Below are 20,451 nucleotides of genomic sequence, written 5' to 3' on the forward strand. Positions count from 1 at the left end.
AAAATCATTAATGGCTAAAAGAAAACAAAGCACAAAAAAAGCAATAAATTCTTCGGATAAAAAACCGAGTTTTTTAAATTTCTTTAAAACAAGACAAACACAAACAATTTTAGGAACTTTCTTAATATTATTTGCTGCTTTTTTGTGTATTGCTTTTATTTCTTTTTTCTTTAATTGGCAAGAAGACCAAAGTACACTTACAAAACTGGCTGATAAAGCTGTAAAAAGTAAAAATTTATTAGGTAAAATTGGTGCAAATTTAAGTCACTTTTTTATTTATAAAGGATTTGGAATTGGTGCATTTTTGATTGCTTTTCAAGTATTTTTAACAGGTGCTTACATTCTTTTAAAAAAGAAGTTTTCTAAAATTATAATCTCTTGGAATTGGAGTTTATTAGCCATTTTATGGATTTCAGTGGCGCTGGGTTTTTTACATAAAAAATATGCATTATTATCAGGAATCATTGGTTTTGAAGTAAATGAATATTTACAAGCTTTTATTGGTAAAACAGGCTTAGTAATTCTATTAACTTTCCTTTTTATAGTGTATTTAGTTTTACGTTATAAAGTTACTTTTGATGCTTATCTAGACAATTTAAAAAGAAAAAGAGAAGAAAGAAAAGCTTTAGAATTAAAGAAAACTGAGAATAAAATTGTGAATAATGAAGTCATAAAAACGGATGCTGAAAATGTTTCTGAAACGATTGATTTATCAGCAACCAAAAAAGGAAAATCAGAATTCGAACTTTCAATAGAAAATTTAAAACCAACTATTTCTAAACATTCTGATGTATCATCAAAAAAAGATGAAATTCCGCTAACTATAGAAAAAGAAGCAGCAACTGTTCTAGAGACTGAAACTCCTATTGAAGAAAAAGAAGTAGAAATTGATGTAGAAGAAATTGAGGAAGAAAAAAGTGTTGCCGAAAATTTATCAGACAAAATACTAAAAGATTTTGGTGAGTTTGATCCTACTTTAGAATTATCAAACTTTAAGTTTCCCACTTTTAATCTTTTAAAACAATACAATGAAAGCATTTCTATAGATCCTGAAGAATTAGAAGCCAATAAAAATAAGATTGTAGAAACGCTCAAAAATTATAAAATTGGTATTGCCGAAATTAAAGCCACAGTTGGACCAACAATTACCTTGTATGAAATTGTGCCAGAAGCAGGAATTAGAATATCAAAAATTAAAAATTTAGAAGATGATATTGCTTTGTCATTATCGGCTTTAGGGATTCGAATTATTGCGCCAATTCCTGGAAAAGGTACCATTGGTATTGAGGTTCCAAACAAAAAATCGACTATAGTTTCTATGCATTCTGCAATTTCATCCAAGAAATTTCAAGAATCTCAAATGGAATTACCTGTTGCTTTAGGTAAAACTATTTCTAACGAAACTTTTGTGGTAGATTTGGCTAAAATGCCGCACTTATTAATGGCAGGTGCAACTGGACAAGGAAAATCTGTTGGGCTAAATGCCGTTTTAACATCACTTTTATATAAAAAGCATCCTGCAGAAGTAAAATTTATTTTGGTAGACCCTAAGAAAGTAGAGCTAACTTTATTTAATAAAATTGAACGTCATTATTTAGCAAAACTACCAGATACAGAAGAAGCTATTATTACAGATACAAGCAAAGTTGTTGCTACATTAAATTCGCTTTGTATAGAAATGGACAATCGTTACGATTTGTTAAAATTGGCAATGGTTCGTAACATAAAAGAATACAATGCAAAATTTAAACAACGAAAATTAAACCCAAATGATGGTCATCAATTTTTGCCTTATATAGTTTTGGTTATTGATGAATTTGCAGATTTAATTATGACTGCTGGTAAAGAAGTAGAAACCCCAATTGCACGTTTAGCACAGTTGGCAAGAGCTATTGGTATACATTTAATTGTTGCTACACAAAGACCTTCAGTAAATGTAATTACGGGTATTATTAAAGCTAATTTTCCATCAAGAGTAGCTTTTAGAGTAACCTCAAAAATAGATTCTAGAACTATTTTAGACGCTCCTGGTGCAGATCAATTAATAGGTCGTGGAGATATGTTATATTCTGGAGGAAATGATATTATAAGAATACAATGTGCATTTGTAGATACACCAGAAGTAGAAAAAATTACTGATTTTATTGGTTCTCAGAAAGCGTATGCAGAAGCCTATCAACTACCAGAATATATAGATGATGAAAGTGGCACAAGTATTGATATTGATATTACAGACAGAGACAAACTGTTTAAAGATGCAGCAGAAATTATTGTTACAGCACAACAAGGTTCTGCTTCTTTATTACAAAGAAAATTAAAACTAGGCTATAATAGAGCTGGTAGATTAATAGATCAATTAGAAGCTGCTGGAATTGTAGGTGGTTTTGAAGGAAGTAAAGCCAGACAAGTTTTAGTGTCAGATTTAATTGCGTTAGAACAATTATTAGAAAACGAAAAGAATCAATAAAAAATGAAAAAAATAGGAATCTTATTTTTAAGTTTATTAATTACAACAATTACTTTTTCTCAAGAATCAGAAAAAGCAAAATCATTATTAGATGAAGTTTCTACAAAAATGGGAGCTTACAAAAATATGGCTATCAATTTCAGTCAAACTTTAAGCAATGAAGATGCAGGTATAAAAGAAGGTGATGAACCACCAATTAGAGGAAAAATTACTTTACAAGGAGAAAAATACAGTTTAGATTATTTAGGTAATAAATTTATTTTTGATGGAAAAAAACTTTATGTAATTAATAATGATGAAAAAGAAATCTCAATTACTGATGGAGATATGAACGATGATGATGGCTTTATTTATCCATCTAAATTATTAACTTTTTACAAAGAAGGTTATAATTTTGAGTTAGGAAAATTAAAAAATTTGAATGGAAGAAAAATTCAATTTGTAACACTAACTCCCATAGATAGTAATTCTGATATTGTAAAAGTAGAATTAGCAATAGATGCAAAAACCAAGCATATTTATAAATTAATACAAACAGGTGCTAACAATTCTAAAACAACATTTACAATTACTCGATTTAAGAATAATCTACCTATATCAGAAAGTTTTTTTACTTTTAATAAAGAAAAATACCAAAAACAAAAATACACAATTGATTAACTTTTTTTCAATTAACAAGAAATTAATAGCATCTTAATAATTAAGATGCTATTTTTGTTAAGAATATAAACTTATAACAGCGTTTATTAATTCATGAAAATTTTAGATAAATACATCTTAAAATCATTTTTAAAACCTTTTATTGCCACTTTTTTAATCGTGCTTTTTGTACTTGTAATGCAAGTACTTTGGCAAACCTTTGAAAACATTGCTGGCAAAGGCATTAGCCTACCTTTTATCTTAAAATTCTTATACTATAGTACTTTAATTATTACACCCCAAGCATTACCAATTGCTGTATTATTATCTTCTATAATGGCACTAGGTAGTTTGGGTGAAAACTATGAATTTGCAGCTGCAAAATCTGCAGGAATTTCTCTACAACGTTTGGTAAAACCTTTGGTAATTTTAACACTATTTTTAAGCGTAATTAATTTTTTCTTCCTAAATAATATTTACCCTTATGCAATGTTAAAACAATCTAATTTGTATTTAAATATTAAAAAGAAAAAACCAGCTTTGGCATTGGTTGCAGGTAGTTTTAATAGTGATTTACCAGGATATCAAATTAAATTTGAAGAAAAATATGGAGAAGAAAAAAACCTTCTAAAAAAAGTATTAATCTATGATTTAACTGGCAACAAAGGAAATCAGAAAGTAATTACTGCAGAAAGAGGTAAAATTTTATCAGAAGAAGGAAGTCGTTATATGACCTTTATTTTATATGATGGATATTATTATGAAGAACACGTAAAATCTGCTACAACTGCCAATAAGCGAAAAAGAATGACAGCTTCTAACGCATCTTTTAAAGAGTATGAGTTTAATATTGATGTTTCTTCAATGAATGGCGATGATTTAGATAAAGTTCAGGTAACAAATAATTACAGAATGCTGAGTATAAAGCAATTAAAAGACACTATACCTAGTTTAAAATCTAATTATGATGAACTTTTAGAATTAAAATCTAAAAATCTATACTTAAGTTCAGAAGCAAAAGAGCTTTATAAATATCCAGATTCTTTAGTTAAAAAAAATCTAAACCCAATAATATTAGAAAATTTTAATTTAACAGAAAAAATAGGAATTTTAAACTCAGCCACAACCAAAATAAATAGAGTATTAAGCTCAGTAGATAACAATATGGCTTCTTTAAAATGGAACAGAAAAATTCTAAATTTTTTCGATACAGAATATTACAATAGAATTGCATTTTCACTATCATGTCTTATCTTATTTTTTATAGGAGCTCCTTTAGGTTCTATTATTAGAAAAGGAGGTTTTGGTTTGCCAATGGTTTTAGCAATTGCCATTTATGTAATGTATTTTTTTAGCAATACTTTTGGAAAAAATTTAGCTGAAGAAAGTTCTATTTCAGCATTTTTAGGCTCTTGGATTGCTGCCATTATTATGGTTCCGCTAGGAATTTTATTAACCAGAAGAGCCACTAAAGACAAAGGTATTTTTAATACAGATGCCTTTATACAACCAATTTCTAATTTCTTTAAAAAAATCTTTTCTAAAAAGACAACCAATATATGACGCCAAAAATTAAAAAAGAAACAACACAATTAGATACTATTTCTGATGCTATAGAAGACATCAGAAATGGTAAAATTATTATTGTTGTTGATGATGAAAACAGAGAAAATGAAGGAGATTTTTTAGCTGCAGCAGAAAAAGCAACTCCAGAAATGATTAATTTTATGGCAACTTATGGTCGTGGTTTAATTTGCGCACCTTTAACCGAAACTAGATGTAAAGAACTAGAATTAGGAATGATGGTAAACAATAACACAGACCCTATGGAAACTGCATTTACAGTTTCTGTTGATTTACGTGGCAAGGGTGTTACCACAGGTATTTCTGCTTCAGACAGAGCATTAACCGTAAAATCATTAATAGAAAAAGGCACCAAACCTTTTGATTTAGCAAGACCTGGTCATATTTTTCCGCTAAAAGCAAAAGAAGGTGGCGTTTTAAGAAGAACTGGTCATACAGAAGCTGCCATAGACTTTGCACGTTTAGCGGGTTTAGAACCTGCTGGGGTTATTGTAGAAATAATGAATGAAGATGGAACAATGGCACGTTTACCGCAACTTTTAGATGTTGCCAAAAAATTTGATATTAAAATTGTTTCGATAGAAGATTTAGTAGCTTACAGAATGGAGCACGATTCTTTAATCGAAAAGAAAGAAGATTTTAACATTGCTACCAGATTTGGTGATTTTAGATTAAGAGCTTATCAGCAAACAACTAACAATCAAATACACATTGCTTTAACAAAAGGAGCTTGGTCTAAAAACGAAGGTGTTTTAACAAGAGTTAATTCTACCCTAGTTAACAATGATATTTTAGGTACTTTAACAAATAATGCTGATAAAAAATTAGATCAAATGTTTCAGGTGATTAATGATGAAGGGAAAGGAGCCATCATTTTTGTAAATCAACAAAATCAATCTCATAATTTATTGAGTAGATTATCAATCTTAAAAGAAAGTCAAGAAAATGGGGAAGTTACAGTGCCAAAAATAAAATTAGATGCCAAAGATTTTGGCATTGGAGCACAAATTTTACACGATTTAAATATTAATAAATTAAAATTAATTACCAATACAAAACAAACAAAACGTGTTGGTATGATTGGTTATGGTTTAGAAATTGTAGATTATGTGACGTATTAGTTTTTAGTTTTTAGTTGCTTAATATCAAAAAAAACTAAATAACAACCTCTACTCCACTTTCTAACTCAACAGGTTTTTTATGTTGCTGAAATAACCTAGCTGTAAGATTTCCTTTTAAAGAAATTTTATCACCCAAAACTTCTAACCAAGAACCTTCTCGCAAACCTAAAACAGGAGTTTTATTAAAAATATGGAATTCTTTAATTCTAGTTTCTCTAGTTTCTCCCATATGTGTAGAACCTTTTATTGGGTCTAAATAATGTGCATTTATGTTAAAAGGAATGCAACCTAAAGTTGTAAAACTTGGCGGATAAACTATTGGCATATCATTAGTATTCATCATTGTAATACCACAAATATTGCTGCCAGCACTGGTTCCTAAATAAGGAGTTCCACTATTAATTGTTTGTTTTAAATCTACCAAAACATCATTTTTATAGAGTTGATTTACCAGCTCAAAAGTATTACCTCCTCCTGTAAAAATCCCTTCTGATTTTTTTATAGCTTCTTTCTGATTTTTAAATTCGTGAATCCCTTTTACATCAATACTAATTTTTGCAAAAGCATTTCTTGCAATAGCAGTATATGCATCATAAGAAATACCTCCTGGCCTAGCATAGGGAATAAAAAGCAGTGTTTTAATTTCTTTAAAATGTTCTTTTAAAGTTGGTAATAAATATTCTAAATAACTGCTTCCGTGAACTGTAGATGTACTTGCAATAATCATTTTTTTCATAAAATCAAAAATAAGACAAATCATTAAATCATTTTTAGTAATTTTGTATAAAACAATAAATTATGAAAACAAAAATTTTATTACTTTTTACCTTTGTTGCTTTTTTAACTTCTTGTGAGTCTAATGATAATGAAAGTACTGGTATTACAGCATCTGATTTGGTTGGCACTTGGAATTTAAAAAGTCAAACCATAGAAAATGGAAGTATGAGTATTACTGAGCAAGGCAAAAAAATATCTGCTACTTTTTCTGCTGTAGCAAAAGATATTGATTTTACTTTTTCTTTTACAAACAATCCTAAAGTTGTTAATTTAAAGGGTAAATATACATTTGTTCTTACTGCTACATTTTTAGGTCAGCAACATAAAGAAGTGCAAAAAATTAATACAGATTTATCTCCAATAACTTCAACAACTTGGTCTTTAGAAGGTAACACAATTCGTTTTACTGAAAATGATGAATATCCTACTTTATTAAATGTTGTTGAGTATTCTTCTAACTATATAAAACTAAAAGGAGAAGCTAATGAAACCGAAACCGTAAATGGTAAAACCATTTCTACAAAAGGAACTATATATATAGAACTAGAAAAATAATTCTTTAAAAAACCTAATTAAAGCATCACTTAAAGTGGTGCTTTTTTTATTTAACACAAGTTTACCAGTCTATTAATACAATTTTAAGAACACCTGTCTTTTTCTTTGTTGAATGAGAAAATTACTATTCTTTGTATTTATTTTTATGGTATGCTTTTCTTCTATTTCTCAAGAAAAAAGAAAGTTTATTAATGGTATTATAAAATTAGATAGTATTTTAATGAATGATGTTCATATTATTAATAAAAACACCCATAAAGGCACCATTTCTAATGAATTAGGATCTTTTGAAATACCAGTTAAAGTTGGTGACACTCTCTTTTTTTCTCATTTAAATCTTAAAAAAAAGTCTGTAATAATTTCTAAAAAGCATTTAAAAACTCCAATAATTTCTATAATGATGAAAGAAAGTATTGCAGTTTTAAAAGAATTTACTTTAGAAAAACCAAGAAGTATTTTTTATGAAGATCCAACTATAAAAAAATATAAAGGACCACTTGTAAATGCCAAAACTTTAGGTCTGCCTTATGCAAATACTACAAAGAAACCCAATACTGCCATTGTAAAAATAAGTTCTGGCGGAATTATAAACATACCTAATTTAATCAATGCTTTAAACGGAAATAATAGACGTAAAAAAATTGTAGAAAAAATAGCCAACGAAGACAGGACGTTAAAAAAAATTAGAAAATACTTTACAGATGATTTTTTTGTAACTGATTTGCAGATAAAAAAAGAAAATATAAATCCTTTTTTAAACTATTGTTTGAAACAAAATATCATCCAAATTTTCTCTAAAAAAGAAAATATTAAGCTTACAAAAATATTGATTCAGCAAAGTAAATCCTTTCTTCAAAAAGAAGAATCAGCTATTAAAGTAGCTTATAAAAAAAATTGATTTAACATAAGTTTACAAACTTATTAGCCTTAATTAAATAATTATTACACGAAATTTGTTTTAATCAACAGTATTTATATGACTAAAAAATTACTTTTTTTTATTCTTTTACTATCATTAACAACAATATCTCAAGAGAAAAAAAGACTACTTCAGGGTAAAGTTATAGATTCTCTAGGAATCGTTAAAAATGCCAATATTGTTAACTTAAATAGCAATCAAGGTACTTCTTCATCCGATTTTGGTAGGTTCGAAATATTTGTTTCTTTGGGCGATTCTCTAAGAATTTCATCCATACAACACAAAACAAGAACTATAACTATCAAAAAATATAATTATACAAACAGAATTATAGTTGTTGCATTAAAGTTTAAGATTTACATTTTAGATGAATTTGAACTCAGAAAACATAATTTAACGGGTAGATTAGGAATCGATTCTAAAACTGTACCCAAAAGTAAAAGAGATTCTATTTTAAGAAACCTAATGGATTTTTCTAATATAGATTGGGATGCAACAGTAGAAGATGATTATATAGATAAAAGAGTTAGACCACCATTTAATAATACAGACCCAACAGCAACTTTTGCAGGTGTTGGTGCTGCAGCAATTATTCCTTTTAAGCATTCAGAACGTTTGTGGGCCTTGCGTAGAAAATTAGCACAAAAAAAAGCGTTTCCTTATAAAATAATGGGTGATTTAGGTGAAGATTTCTTTTTTAAAAAATTAAAAATTCCTGTCGATAATTATTTTCACTTTTTAGAATATTGTAATCCCTTAGGTATAGAAGAATTTCATAGAAAAGGAAAGCTTTTAGAAGTTATAAAAATACTGAGAGCGCAAAGTATCTCTTATTTACAAATCATAAAAAAAGAGTAACTTGGCTAAATAATTGGTTGTAACAATTTATGAAAACACTCAAAATACTACTTTTATTTATTGCAATTCCGTTATTATCTTTTGCTACACATAAATACTATTTAAGTTTAACCGAAATAAAATTTAAGCCAGAAGAAAAAGCAGTACAGATAATAATAAATGTTTTTATAGATGATATAGAAACTGCTTTAAATAAAGATTATAATATTGATTTACAACTCTCTACAAAAAAAGAGTTAAAAAATAACGACCATTATTTTAAACAATATTTAAAAGATAAATTGCATTTTAAAATTGATAATATTGCCAAAGACTTTAATTATATAGGCAAAGAATATGATGAAGATTTGGTCTATTTTTATTTAGAAATAGAAAATATTGAAAGTGTAAATACAATAGAAATTTCTAATAAAATTTTAATGGCACATTTTCAAGATCAACAAAACCTTATAAAATCTAAGGTTAATGGTAAGCATAAAAGCGTATTGCTTACAAAAAAGAAAACTCAAAGTAAATTAAAATACTAATTTTATTAAAATATTTATGGGTTTAATAAGTCCAAAATATGAAAACTGTAAATTCTAAAACAGAATAACCTAAAGGTTTGTTAAAATTTTAACCCTTTTATTCTTATTAACTTTCTTATTGTTAATTTCGACAACATTTTAACCAATTCAAATTCAAATGAAAAAATTATCATTAATTTTATTTTCTTTCTTTTTTGTAGTAACAGCAACTGTTGCACAAGAAAAAAAGAAAACCCAACAAGGACACATAAACCAAAACAAGTTCAGACAAATGAAAGATGTTTTGGCTACCCCTAATGACCAGCATACTGCATCTGGTGCTCCGGGACATCAATATACACAACAAAAAGTAGATTATGTTATGGATATCCGTTTAGACGAAAACACAAATCATATTTATGGTGATGAAACGATTACATATCATAACAACTCAAAAGATCAGTTAGATTATTTGTGGGTTCAGTTAGATCAAAATATAAGAGCAGACGATTCTAAAACACCTTTAGCTAAATCTACAGGTGCATCAGCATTTATCACTCCAAAAAACTTTCAAAAAACCTATATGAAAAAAGGCAAAGGTTTTGGTTTTAATATAGAAAAAGTAGAAAGTAATGGTAAACCTTTATCACATTTTATAAACAGAACTATGATGCGTATTAATTTGCCTAAACCTTTAGCTTCTAGTAATACGTTTAAATTTAGAATTAAATGGAATTATAAAATTAATAACTATGTAAAAGATGGTGGACGTTCTGGTTATGAAGCGTTTCCTGATGGAAACAACAACTATGTAATTGCACAATTTTTTCCAAGATTAGCAGTCTATAATAATGTAGAAGGATGGCAAAATATGCAATTCTGGGGGCGTTCTGAATTTGCACTAGAGTTTGGAGATTATGAAGTAAACTTAACGGTACCTGCAGACCATATTGTAGATGCTACAGGTGTTTTACAAAACGAAAAAAATGTTTTAACAAGAAAGCAACGTAAACGTTGGGAAGAAGCAAGAAAGTCTTTTAAAGATCCTGTAATAATAGTTTCTCAAAAAGAGGCAGAAAAAGCTGAAAAAGAACGTTCAACAAAATCAAAAACTTGGAAATTTAAAGCTAAAAATGTTCGTGATTTTGCCTTTGCAACATCTAGAAAATATATTTGGGATGCTATGGCTGTTAATATTAACGGAAAAACAGTAATGGCGGTTTCTATGTATCCAAAAGAAGGAAACCCTTTATGGGAAGAACACTCTACAAGAGCAGTTGCTACCACACTTATTGAGTATTCTAAATTAACATTTGATTATCCTTATCCTAAAGCCATTTCTGTACACGCAAAAAATCAAGGAATGGAATACCCAATGATTTGTTTCAACTTTGGACGCCCAAACCCTGATGGAACATATTCAGAAAGAGTTAAAAAAGGAATGATAGGCGTTATAATTCATGAAGTAGGTCATAATTTCTTTCCTATGATTGTTAATTCTGATGAAAGACAATGGACATGGATGGATGAAGGTTTAAACTCTTTTGTTCAAATTTTAGCAGAATTTAAATACGACAAAGCTTTATTTGATAAAAATCCTGCAAAAAATATTACCAGATATATGGGGGGAGATCAAAGTAATATTTCTCCAATTATGTCTCAAGGAGATTATGTAAAACAATTTGGTGCAAATGCGTATGCAAAACCAGCTGCAGGTTTATATATTTTAAGACAAACCATTATGGGACCAGAATTATTTGACCACGCATTTAGAACTTACGCCCAAAGATGGATGTTTAAACACCCAACTCCTGCTGATTTCTTTAGATCTATGGAAGATGCTTCTGGTATGGATTTAGATTGGTTTTGGAGAGGATGGTTTTACACAACTGATGTAAACGATATTGGTATAAAATCTGTTAAACCTTTATATTTAACAGACAAACCAGGTGAAAGAGTTACCAAGTTAAAAGAGCAATACAAACAGTATTTTGATAATTTAGGAGATTTAGTTTACCTTACTGATAAAAAAGAAGATGCAAACCCAAAAGCAATGGACAAATATGCTGAAGGAAAAGAAGTGCCTTCTTATATTTATTCTGTTGAATTTGAAAAACCAGGAGGTTTAATTATGCCACTTATTGTACAATTAACTTATACTGATGGTACAACAGAAAAACAAACTTTCCCAGCACAAATTTGGATGAAAAACGATAAAAAAGTTAAAAGAGTATTTGCTTCATCAAAAGAAATTAAAAGCATCGTTGTAGATCCTGATCTAGAAACTGCAGATGTAGATACTTCTAACAATAGTTGGCCAAAAAAGAAATTAGATAAATTCGATAATTTTAAAAAGAAAATGAAAAACTAAATTTGTTTTTCTTGAGTCGTCCTAAAATTAGGTTGACGATTATTAATGTTAAAATTAACCCAGTGAATTTAAATTCACTGGGTTTTTTATTCTGCATCTTCATTCTAAATAAATATACCGTAAAAGCTTTTTTGATGATAATTAATCAAATTCATCATCTCCTACTACGCTGTTAGTCCAACAATTAGATTTACTAAAAAACCTTTTACAGACGATGTCTAGTATGCTCAATTTTACAGATGTTTTTAAGTATTTTCCTTTACGATTTCTTCTTTTTATAGTCCTGTCTTCTATTTTTGGATGACTTTTTAGTTGAGAAGCAAATTCTACGTAAAAATCATCCAAAATTACATAAAACTTTCTAAGTATTACAAGTGTTTTTACTATGTAATTTACTAAAAACCAGTAAAAAACACAATGTAAAAACACTTTTTTATTATCCATTATTCACGTTATTTAGTCTGTCCTTTCTGCGCAGGAAGGAATCCATACTTAGAAAGAACTTAGAAAGAATTTGCCAACTATTTTTGGCACCATTACCACGAGCTTCTTGAATATAAACCACAACGTTAACACGAATATGCAACGTTTAAAATGTTTTATATTCGTAGTTAGCGAAGTTATCAGAAAAAAAGTTTAGAAGTAAACTAAATTATCATTTCGAAGATTAAGATAAATACAGAAACTGACTGCGTTAGTCAATCCAATTCTTAAAATCTTTTACACGCTCTCTACTTACAATAATTTCTGATTCTGAGAAGGAATTTAATATCAGTTTTAATCGAGAATTAGAGTATGTAATAATATCCTTAATTGTATTTATGTTAACTATAAAGGTTCTATTTACTCTAAAAAAACACTCTGGATTGAGTTGTTCTTGCCAATTTTCTAAAGAATGATCTAACAGATGACTTCTGTTTCCTTTTGTGTGTATGTATGTCGATTTATTTTCACTGTAAAAACATTCTATTTCATCTATATGAATAATTTTTATATGCTGACCAACTTTTATAGATAACCTTTTTTTAAATTTTCTATCTACTGGGTTTACCAATAATTTACGAATATCATCCAAGTTTACTTGAACATTTGTTTGTTTTGGTTGATTAATTTTAAACTTATCTACCGCAACTTTTAACTCATCTTCATCTAAAGGTTTTAGTAAATAATCAATGCTATTTAATTTAAAGGCTTTTAGCGCATATTCATCGTAAGCAGTTGTAAAAATAATAGCAGAATTGACTTCTATTTCTTCGAAAATTTCGAAAGACAATCCGTCTGACAACTGAATATCTAAAAATATTAAATCTGGATGTTCGTTATTTTGCAACCAGTTTAACGATTCTTCTACAGAATGTAACATCTGCTGGACTTCTATATTTAGTTCTGCTAACATTCTGTTTAGCCTTCTTGCTGCTGGCTTTTCATCTTCAATTATTAATACGTTCATTTGTTAGTTGTTGGTGTTTAGTGTTTAGTGTTTAGTGTTTAGTGTTTAGTGAAAATAAAATATTTCCGAATCGACAACTTTAAGACTTTTTAACTTTGCTACTTTGCTACTTCAAAACCTCTTCATTTTATCATCTTCTTTACTCATCAATTCTTTAATTTTCTTTTCTTCCCAATCTTTGCCAAAACCTAAAGATTTAAATCCGAAAACTCCTAACCAATGAAAAAAGATTCCTATTCCCCAGAAAACCCAAGTAGAATATACTCCAAAATTAGACAATGCATCTAGAACACTATCATTTTCGTCTCTTGTTAAACCAAAAATAATAATTCCGCTAATAAAAATATTTACCAAAACATAAACAATTAAATGAATGTAAAAACCTTTAATGTCTTTTACTCGTTTTTTTGCTCTAATGTAATTTTGTTCTTTTATAAAATCTGTATTCATTATTTTCTATAATCTTGTTCGTTCATAAATTCTTTAATCTTGTTTTCTTCCCAGCTTTTACCCATTCCAAATTTAGAAAATCCAAAAACTAAAAACCAATGTATAACTACTGAAAACAGCATACCAAAAGCGGCTAACCAGAAAAAATGAAAACCTTGTACAAACATTAAATTTACTGTTATTATTATTGGTAAAGAAAGTAACATTACTACAAGGTGAACATAAAAACCTTTCATATCATTAACTCTCTTTTTTGCTCTAATATACTTTTGTTCTTTTGTAAAATCTGTATTCATTATTTTCTATAATCTTGTTCGTTCATATATTCTTTTATCTTTTTTTCTTCCCAATTTTTATTGAAAAACATTCTTAAACCAAAAGTATTTAATGCCTGAAAAAAGATTCCTATTCCCCAATACATCCATATTTTATAATTGTGATAATCTGTAAAAGCTTCATTAAAAGTATCTCCATCATTTATATCACCAACAATAAATATTGCGCTTAAAAAAATATTTACAACAATATAAATAGCTAAATGTTTGTAAAATTTTGCAATCTTTTCTACTCTTTTACGAGCCAACACATATTTTTGTTCTTTTGTAAATTTTGTTTCCATTATCTAATTCTTTTATTTTCTTTGTCCATCAATTCTTTAATCTTTCTGTTTTCCCAATTTTTTCCTAAGAAAATATTGTAATTATTTACTTCTAAAAAGTGAAATACTAAACCTATTCCCCATCCAAAAATTGGAAACCAAAACCAGTGAAATTGTGACGAAAATCTTAAATTTATAAAAATTAAAAATGGTATTACTAAGCAGTAAGATGCTAAATTTTGATAAAATTCTTTTAATTTTTCTACTCTTTCTACTGCTTTAACATATTTGCTGTTTTCTAAATCTTCTGTGTACATAATATTGTTCATTTTATATAAGAGAGGCAAGCTCACCTTAAAAGTTGTGTTGTTATTTTTTATTTTAACAGGAGTATCTGTTATTAATCCATATCTATCTGCAATATTTTGCAGTCCTACTTTGGTACTTTTTCCTATGGCTTCTTTAGGATTAATGTTATTTTCTATAATTAAATAATTGTTCTCCTCATAAATTGAAATTTTTAATGGTTTAGAGGATGAAACCACGTTATGTTTTACTGCATTTTCTAGTAAAAGTTGTAAAGAAAGTGGTACAATTTTTAACTCATTATTGCTAATTGTTTCTGGAATAGAAAATTTAACTGCATCTTCAAACCTCATTTCTAGCAATTGCATATAGGTTTTTGCAAAGTTTAACTCTTCTGTAATTGGCACTAAATCTTTATTTCTTTGCTCTAAAACATACCTATAAACTTTAGATAGTTTTGTGGTAAATTTTTCTGCTTGATTTGGGTTTTCGCCAATTAAACTTGTTAATACATTTAAGCTATTAAACAAAAAATGCGGATCTAATTGATTTTTTAAAGACTCAAATTTTGCAGTTTCTATTTTTGCAACAATTTCTTGTTTTGTGGTTTCTTTGGTCATTGCAGATTTCCAATTGCTCATAAAACCTTTTGCATGAAAAAAAACTGCTACACCTAAAGAAAAAATAATCGCAAACAGATGAACCCAAACTAAATAATCTTTGAAAAAGTTTTCAAATTTATGACCAAATAATATTATATATTGTATATAATGGATTATTAAAACTGCAAAAACCGTATAAATAACTGTTAAAATAATTCCGGCCCAAACTCTTTTATTAGTTTCTTCAACCCAATCCCATTTAGAATTTAAATATTCATTTAGTATTCCATTTCCTAGACCTAAAATAAAAGAATACATACTAGAAATTAAAAAAACCAAACCCATTCCTTTTAAACTAAACTCTTGATTAATGACTATGAAAAAGATTCCAAGTATTATTGTAAGTTTTAGACAAACAATAAAGTCATTTTTTATTTTTTTAAAAATTGATGTGTTTGGTGTTTTCATTTTCGAAACTATTATTTTAAAATAAAATTACTAAAATTTAATTTCTAAAGATACATTTTTATCATCTACAATAAATTTAGCATTTTCAAAATTAGGAGGACCAAAATTCATTACATTATTAGATGCTCCAAAATCTTCTAAAGGCATTCTTTGTGGAGAAAAATCCATTTTATCATTATTGTTTTTATCATGATAACATACAATTGCATATACTCCAGATTCTAAATTTTCGAATGTAATGGTACTTTTACCATCAACAATTTTTGCATTTTTAGATTGAATTGGTTTTTTCATAAAAGTAGTTTTATCATATAAAGCAAATCCTACTTTTCCATCATCAGAAGTTACATTAACTACTGTTGCTGTTATTGTTTTGTTTTGAGCAGTTATTAAGTTTGTAATTAACAACATTGTTACTGTTAAAAGTGTTACTAAAAGTTTCATAATTTTATTTTTAATGGTTAATGATGATACAAATATGCTACAGCACTCAATTTTTAGAAATTAAAGAATACTGAATCGTATTTTTTTAAGGATGAATTGTAGTTATTTATAAAAATGATATTAAAAACAGTTAAAATTATACAGAAAAAAAGCGTCATAAATTATCATAAAACCATTAATACACTTTTATTTTGAATAATTTTTAACCCAAAATACAATTTTGTTTAAATTTGATAAAACTTACAAAAAAGCAATACATTATTAATAATAGTATATAAAAAAGATATACTTTTGCTGTATGATTACTTCTAGAAGAAATAAATTATATACCACAATAGTTCCCAGTTTGCGCTTGCGCAATCGCCGTCGCTAATAATCTACATTAGCAATAAAGCAATCTATTATAGTATTTAACCATTTATTTTTTTACCGTGAATATTTCTTACAAAACTTACTTACAATCATTCGTTATTTTAAAGAATAACAATATTCGACGCAATTTTCCATTTCGCCCTTTGGGGTAATTTAAAATTAATGGAATTAGGTGAGTCCAATTCTGCATCCAAATAAAACAAACAACAATTTTATAAAATAAAAATACAATGCAATGGAAATTGTAATTGCAAATACATCACATACAATTTACGCAGAAATCATTTGCAAAACCATAGAAGATGCCGCTCAAGTTAGAGGTACAGGAATTGCAAAAAGAAAGCCAGCTTATGTTGCCAAAAAAATGGAAAACGGCAATGCTGTTATTGCTTTAGATGATAACAAGTTTGCTGGATTCTGTTATATTGAAAAATGGGGACATGGAAAATTTGTTGCCAATTCTGGGTTAATTGTACATCCAGATTATAGAGGTATTGGTTTAGCAAAAAAAATTAAGAGTAAAATTTTTGAGCATTCTAGAAATAAATATCCAACTGCAAAAGTATTTAGTATTACCACAGGTTTAGCAGTTATGAAACTCAACAGCGATTTAGGGTACAAACCTGTAACTTTTTCAGAACTTACAGACGATCAAACCTTTTGGGATGGTTGCCAAACTTGTAAAAATTACGATGTGTTAACAAGAACAGACAGAAAAATGTGTTTGTGTACAGGAATGTTGTTTGATCCAAAAAATAAAGAAACCTCTAAAAAAGTAAAAGAAAATGTTTTTAAAAGACTTAAAAACATCAAACAAAACTTATTTCTAAAAAAGAATAAAAAATAATCGTATGAAAAAATTAGTAATTGCTTATAGTGGCGGATTAGACACTTCTTATTGTGCAGTAAGCTTATCAAAAGAATATGAAGTGCATGCAGTAAGTGTAAATACTGGCGGATTTACAAAAGAAGAAATAAATCATATAGAAAGTAATGCTTATAAAATGGGCGTTACAACGTATAAAAATATTGATGCTGTTGCTACATTTTATCAAAAAGTAGTAAAGTATTTAATTTTTGGAAATGTTTTAAAAAACAATACTTACCCACTTTCTGTGAGCGCAGAAAGAATTATACAAGCTATAGAAATTGTAGAATACGCAAAAAGTATTGGTGCAAAATATATTGCGCATGGAAGTACTGGTGCAGGAAATGATCAAGTTAGATTTGATATGATTTTTCAAACTCTATCACCAGAGATTAGTATTATTACTCCCATTAGAGATCAAAAATTAACAAGACAAGAAGAAATAGATTATTTAAAATCTGAAGGAATAAATATGTCTTGGGAAAAATCTAAATACTCAGTAAACAAAGGTCTTTGGGGAACAAGTGTTGGTGGCGAAGAAACGTTAACATCAGAAAAACCTTTACCAAATTCGGCTTATCCTTCTCAATTAGAAAGTAAAGATGCTCAAAAAGTAGTATTAACTTTTAATAAAGGAGAATTAGTAGCAGTAAATGGTAAAATTGATGACTCTAAAAACTGTATAGAATTGCTAAATTCTTTAGCGTCAAAATATGCAATTGGTAGAGATATTCACGTTGGAGACACCATTGTTGGTATTAAAGGAAGAGTTGGTTTTGAAGCTGCTGCTGCATTAATTACCATAAAGTCGCATCATTTATTAGAAAAACATACCTTAACAAAATGGCAATTACAACATAAAGAATATCTAGCTAGTTTTTACGGAATGCATTTACATGAAGGTCAATATTTAGATCCTGTGATGAGAGATATTGAAGTTTTTTTAGAAAACAGTCAAGACAAAGTTACAGGTAGCGTTTTTGTAACACTAAAACCTTATCATTTTTCTTTGGATGGAATATCATCTAAACACGATTTAATGTCTGCGAAATTTGGAAGTTATGGTGAAGAAAACAAAGCTTGGACTGCAGAAGAAGCTAAAGGTTTTATCAAGATTTTAGGAAATCAGAATAAAATATATCAACAAGTAAACAAATAAATAGAAAAGACCTCACAGGTTTTAAAAACCTGTGAGGTCTAAAACTTTTCAAAATGAGAAATTTAGAAATTGGAATTATAGGTGGTGCAGGTTATACAGCAGGAGAATTAATTAGATTACTATTACATCACCCAAAAACAAATATCAATTTTGTGTACAGTACATCTAATGCTGGCAACAAATTGTATAAAGTTCATCAAGATTTAATCGGAGATACAGAACTTGATTTTACCCAAGAAATAAATACTGATGTTGATGTTTTATTCTTGTGTTTAGGGCACGGAAATTCAACTGCATTTTTAAAAGAAAATCGTTTTTCTGATAACACAAAAATCATTGATTTAAGTAATGATTTTAGGTTACATACTGATAAAAATTTTGAAGGAAAAGATTTTGTGTATGGATTGCCTGAATTACAAAAAGAGCAAATAAAATCTGCAAAATATATTGCGAATCCAGGTTGTTTTGCAACAGCTTTACAGTTGGCAATTTTACCTTTAGCAGCAAATGGTTTGTTAAAAAATGATATCCATATTAATGCGGTTACGGGTGCAACTGGTGCAGGAACTTCTCTATCTAAAACCACACATTTTACGTGGAGAGATAATAACTTTTCTCATTACAAAGCTTTTACACATCAGCATTTAGGAGAGATTCATCAAACTATAAATCAATTACAAGACAGCTTTCATTCAGAAATAAATTTTGTGCCCAACAGAGGTAATTTTTCTAGAGGAATTTTTGCAACAGCCTATACAAAATTTGATGGTTCTATAGATGATGCAAAAAAATTATATAAAGAATTTTATAAAAATGCTGCATTTACGTTTGTTTCTGATGAAGACATTCATTTAAAACAAGTGGTAAATACAAATAAGTGTTTAATTCACTTAATTAAATATGATAACAAGTTATTAATTACAAGTGCCATAGATAATTTACTAAAAGGAGCTTCCGGACAAGCCATTCAGAATATGAATTTAATGTATGGTTATAAAGAAACTTTAGGTTTAAATTTAAAAGCAAATTATTTTTAAAAACCTTAAAGGTTTTTAAATACTGAACTTGTTTCAGTATCTAATTATTATAAACGGTTTTAACTTTTGAAACATTCAAACGTTAAAACTTTAAAACTAATATTTATGAAAGTAGCCATTATAGGAGCAGGAAGTTTAGGACAATCTATAGCAAAAGGATTATTAACAAATAATGTTGTTAGTTCTTTATATATGACTAAAAGAGATACTAACTCTATTAAAAAATTCAGCAATTACAAAAAAGTTATTTTAACTTCTGATAATGAAGAAGCTATTAAAAACTCTGAAATAATCATTTTTGCAGTACAACCAAGACATCTAAAAAAGATTTTAGAAAACGTAAAGTATTTATTAAAAAAAGACCGATTAATTATTTCTGTAATTACAGGTTTTTCTATTGGTAAAATAGAAAATGTTATTGGCGCAAAACACCATATTATAAGAGCTATGCCAAATACAGCTGCTGCTGTTGGGCAATCTATGACCTGTATTTCTGCTAATGAAAAAGGAAAAACCAAAATAGAATTGGCTAAAACTATTTTTAACAGTTTAGGACGTTCTATGGTTATCCCTGAAGAACAATTACAAGCAGCAACTGTTATTTGCGCAAGCGGAATTGCTTTTTGGATGCGTTTAATAAGAGCCACCACTCAAGGTGCTATTCAATTAGGTTTTGAAGCTGATGAAGCACACGAATTAGCAATGCAAACTTGCTTTGGTGCTGCTACTTTATTAAAAGAATCTGGCAAGCATCCAGAAGCAGAAATAGATAGAGTTACCACGCCTGGAGGTTGTACTATAGAAGGTTTAAACGAAATGGAACACCAAGGGTTAAGCTCATCTTTAATAAAAGGAATTAATACTTCTTTTGAAAAAATTAATCAAATTAAAGCAAAATAA

Annotated in this window: 21 protein-coding genes; 13 read left to right on the top strand and 8 right to left on the bottom strand. The window is 28.2% G+C overall.

All coding sequences use genetic code 11. The features are described 5' to 3' along the window. The first annotated feature begins 10 nt into the window (after positions 1–10). The 4 genes from ACY2RX_RS01835 to ribB all read left to right on the top strand — a co-directional run bounded on the left by ACY2RX_RS01835 (position 11) and on the right by ribB (position 5,811). Positions 11–2,467: a DNA translocase FtsK gene (locus ACY2RX_RS01835; protein ID WP_490102248.1), complete on the top strand. Its 2,457-nt coding sequence runs from the start codon at positions 11–13 to the stop codon at positions 2,465–2,467. 3 nt (positions 2,468–2,470) lie between these two features. Next, positions 2,471–3,127: an outer membrane lipoprotein periplasmic chaperone LolA1 gene (gene lolA1, locus ACY2RX_RS01840; RefSeq protein WP_490102249.1), complete on the top strand. Its 657-nt coding sequence runs from the start codon at positions 2,471–2,473 to the stop codon at positions 3,125–3,127. A gap of 93 nt (positions 3,128–3,220) precedes the next feature. Then, a complete protein-coding gene (locus ACY2RX_RS01845; protein ID WP_490102250.1) occupies positions 3,221–4,669 on the top strand; it encodes an LptF/LptG family permease in 1,449 nt (482 codons plus the stop codon). Beyond that, the gene (gene ribB, locus ACY2RX_RS01850; RefSeq protein ID WP_490102251.1) at positions 4,666–5,811 is read left to right on the top strand and encodes a 3,4-dihydroxy-2-butanone-4-phosphate synthase; all 1,146 of its coding nucleotides are present in this window, start codon (positions 4,666–4,668) and stop codon (positions 5,809–5,811) included. The genes ACY2RX_RS01845 and ribB overlap by 4 nt, the downstream gene beginning before the upstream one ends. Positions 5,812–5,845: 34 nt before the next feature. Here ribB and pepE read toward each other — a convergent pair whose 3' ends face one another. Continuing rightward, on the bottom strand, positions 5,846–6,547 hold the full coding sequence (gene pepE, locus ACY2RX_RS01855; protein WP_490102519.1) for a dipeptidase PepE: 702 nt from the start codon (positions 6,545–6,547) through the stop codon (positions 5,846–5,848). Between the two features lie 62 nt (positions 6,548–6,609). Here pepE and ACY2RX_RS01860 point away from each other — a divergent pair, with 62 nt between their 5' ends. From ACY2RX_RS01860 to ACY2RX_RS01880, 5 genes are all read left to right on the top strand, one after another. Next, the gene (locus tag ACY2RX_RS01860) at positions 6,610–7,143 is read left to right on the top strand and encodes a lipocalin family protein (RefSeq protein WP_490102252.1); all 534 of its coding nucleotides are present in this window, start codon (positions 6,610–6,612) and stop codon (positions 7,141–7,143) included. 112 nt (positions 7,144–7,255) lie between these two features. Beyond that, positions 7,256–8,041, top strand: coding sequence for a carboxypeptidase-like regulatory domain-containing protein (locus ACY2RX_RS01865; RefSeq protein ID WP_490102253.1), 786 nt, complete (start codon positions 7,256–7,258; stop codon positions 8,039–8,041). A 78-nt stretch (positions 8,042–8,119) separates the two neighbouring features. Beyond that, positions 8,120–8,920 carry a peptidase associated/transthyretin-like domain-containing protein gene (locus ACY2RX_RS01870; protein WP_490102254.1) on the top strand — a complete coding sequence of 267 codons (801 nt, stop codon included), beginning with the start codon at positions 8,120–8,122 and terminating at the stop codon, positions 8,918–8,920. Positions 8,921–8,949: 29 nt separating this feature from the next. Beyond that, positions 8,950–9,447, top strand: a complete 498-nt coding sequence (locus tag ACY2RX_RS01875) for a DUF6702 family protein (protein ID WP_490102255.1) — start codon at positions 8,950–8,952, stop codon at positions 9,445–9,447. 157 nt (positions 9,448–9,604) lie between these two features. Beyond that, a complete protein-coding gene (locus ACY2RX_RS01880; protein ID WP_490102256.1) occupies positions 9,605–11,797 on the top strand; it encodes a M1 family metallopeptidase in 2,193 nt (730 codons plus the stop codon). 141 nt (positions 11,798–11,938) lie between these two features. On the opposite strand, the gene ACY2RX_RS01885 is transcribed toward ACY2RX_RS01880, so the two are convergent. The 7 genes from ACY2RX_RS01885 to ACY2RX_RS01915 all read right to left on the bottom strand — a co-directional run bounded on the left by ACY2RX_RS01885 (position 11,939) and on the right by ACY2RX_RS01915 (position 16,115). Continuing rightward, positions 11,939–12,142 carry a hypothetical protein gene (locus ACY2RX_RS01885; protein WP_490102526.1) on the bottom strand — a complete coding sequence of 68 codons (204 nt, stop codon included), beginning with the start codon at positions 12,140–12,142 and terminating at the stop codon, positions 11,939–11,941. A gap of 349 nt (positions 12,143–12,491) precedes the next feature. Further along, positions 12,492–13,247, bottom strand: coding sequence for a LytR/AlgR family response regulator transcription factor (locus tag ACY2RX_RS01890; RefSeq protein WP_490102257.1), 756 nt, complete (start codon positions 13,245–13,247; stop codon positions 12,492–12,494). A 111-nt stretch (positions 13,248–13,358) separates the two neighbouring features. Beyond that, a complete protein-coding gene (locus tag ACY2RX_RS01895; RefSeq protein WP_490102258.1) occupies positions 13,359–13,697 on the bottom strand; it encodes a 2TM domain-containing protein in 339 nt (112 codons plus the stop codon). Further along, positions 13,697–13,993 carry a 2TM domain-containing protein gene (locus ACY2RX_RS01900; RefSeq protein ID WP_490102259.1) on the bottom strand — a complete coding sequence of 99 codons (297 nt, stop codon included), beginning with the start codon at positions 13,991–13,993 and terminating at the stop codon, positions 13,697–13,699. The genes ACY2RX_RS01895 and ACY2RX_RS01900 overlap by 1 nt, the downstream gene beginning before the upstream one ends. After that, positions 13,993–14,316, bottom strand: a complete 324-nt coding sequence (locus ACY2RX_RS01905; RefSeq protein ID WP_490102260.1) for a 2TM domain-containing protein — start codon at positions 14,314–14,316, stop codon at positions 13,993–13,995. Before ACY2RX_RS01905 ends, ACY2RX_RS01900 begins: the two co-directional genes overlap by 1 nt. Continuing rightward, positions 14,316–15,671, bottom strand: a complete 1,356-nt coding sequence (locus ACY2RX_RS01910; protein ID WP_490102261.1) for a 2TM domain-containing protein — start codon at positions 15,669–15,671, stop codon at positions 14,316–14,318. The genes ACY2RX_RS01905 and ACY2RX_RS01910 overlap by 1 nt, the downstream gene beginning before the upstream one ends. 30 nt (positions 15,672–15,701) lie before the next feature. Further along, positions 15,702–16,115, bottom strand: coding sequence for a DUF2141 domain-containing protein (locus tag ACY2RX_RS01915; protein WP_490102262.1), 414 nt, complete (start codon positions 16,113–16,115; stop codon positions 15,702–15,704). A 607-nt stretch (positions 16,116–16,722) separates the two neighbouring features. Between ACY2RX_RS01915 and ACY2RX_RS01920 the strand changes: the two genes are divergently transcribed. From ACY2RX_RS01920 to proC, 4 genes are all read left to right on the top strand, one after another. Continuing rightward, positions 16,723–17,334: a GNAT family N-acetyltransferase gene (locus ACY2RX_RS01920; RefSeq protein WP_490102263.1), complete on the top strand. Its 612-nt coding sequence runs from the start codon at positions 16,723–16,725 to the stop codon at positions 17,332–17,334. Positions 17,335–17,338: 4 nt separating this feature from the next. After that, a complete protein-coding gene (locus ACY2RX_RS01925) occupies positions 17,339–18,514 on the top strand; it encodes an argininosuccinate synthase (protein WP_490102264.1) in 1,176 nt (391 codons plus the stop codon). 53 nt (positions 18,515–18,567) lie between these two features. Continuing rightward, positions 18,568–19,551, top strand: coding sequence for an N-acetyl-gamma-glutamyl-phosphate reductase (argC, locus tag ACY2RX_RS01930; protein ID WP_490102265.1), 984 nt, complete (start codon positions 18,568–18,570; stop codon positions 19,549–19,551). A 105-nt stretch (positions 19,552–19,656) separates the two neighbouring features. Further along, positions 19,657–20,451: a pyrroline-5-carboxylate reductase gene (proC, locus tag ACY2RX_RS01935; protein ID WP_490102266.1), complete on the top strand. Its 795-nt coding sequence runs from the start codon at positions 19,657–19,659 to the stop codon at positions 20,449–20,451.

The sequence above is a fragment of the Polaribacter sp. 2405UD43-2 genome, assembly GCF_058147125.1.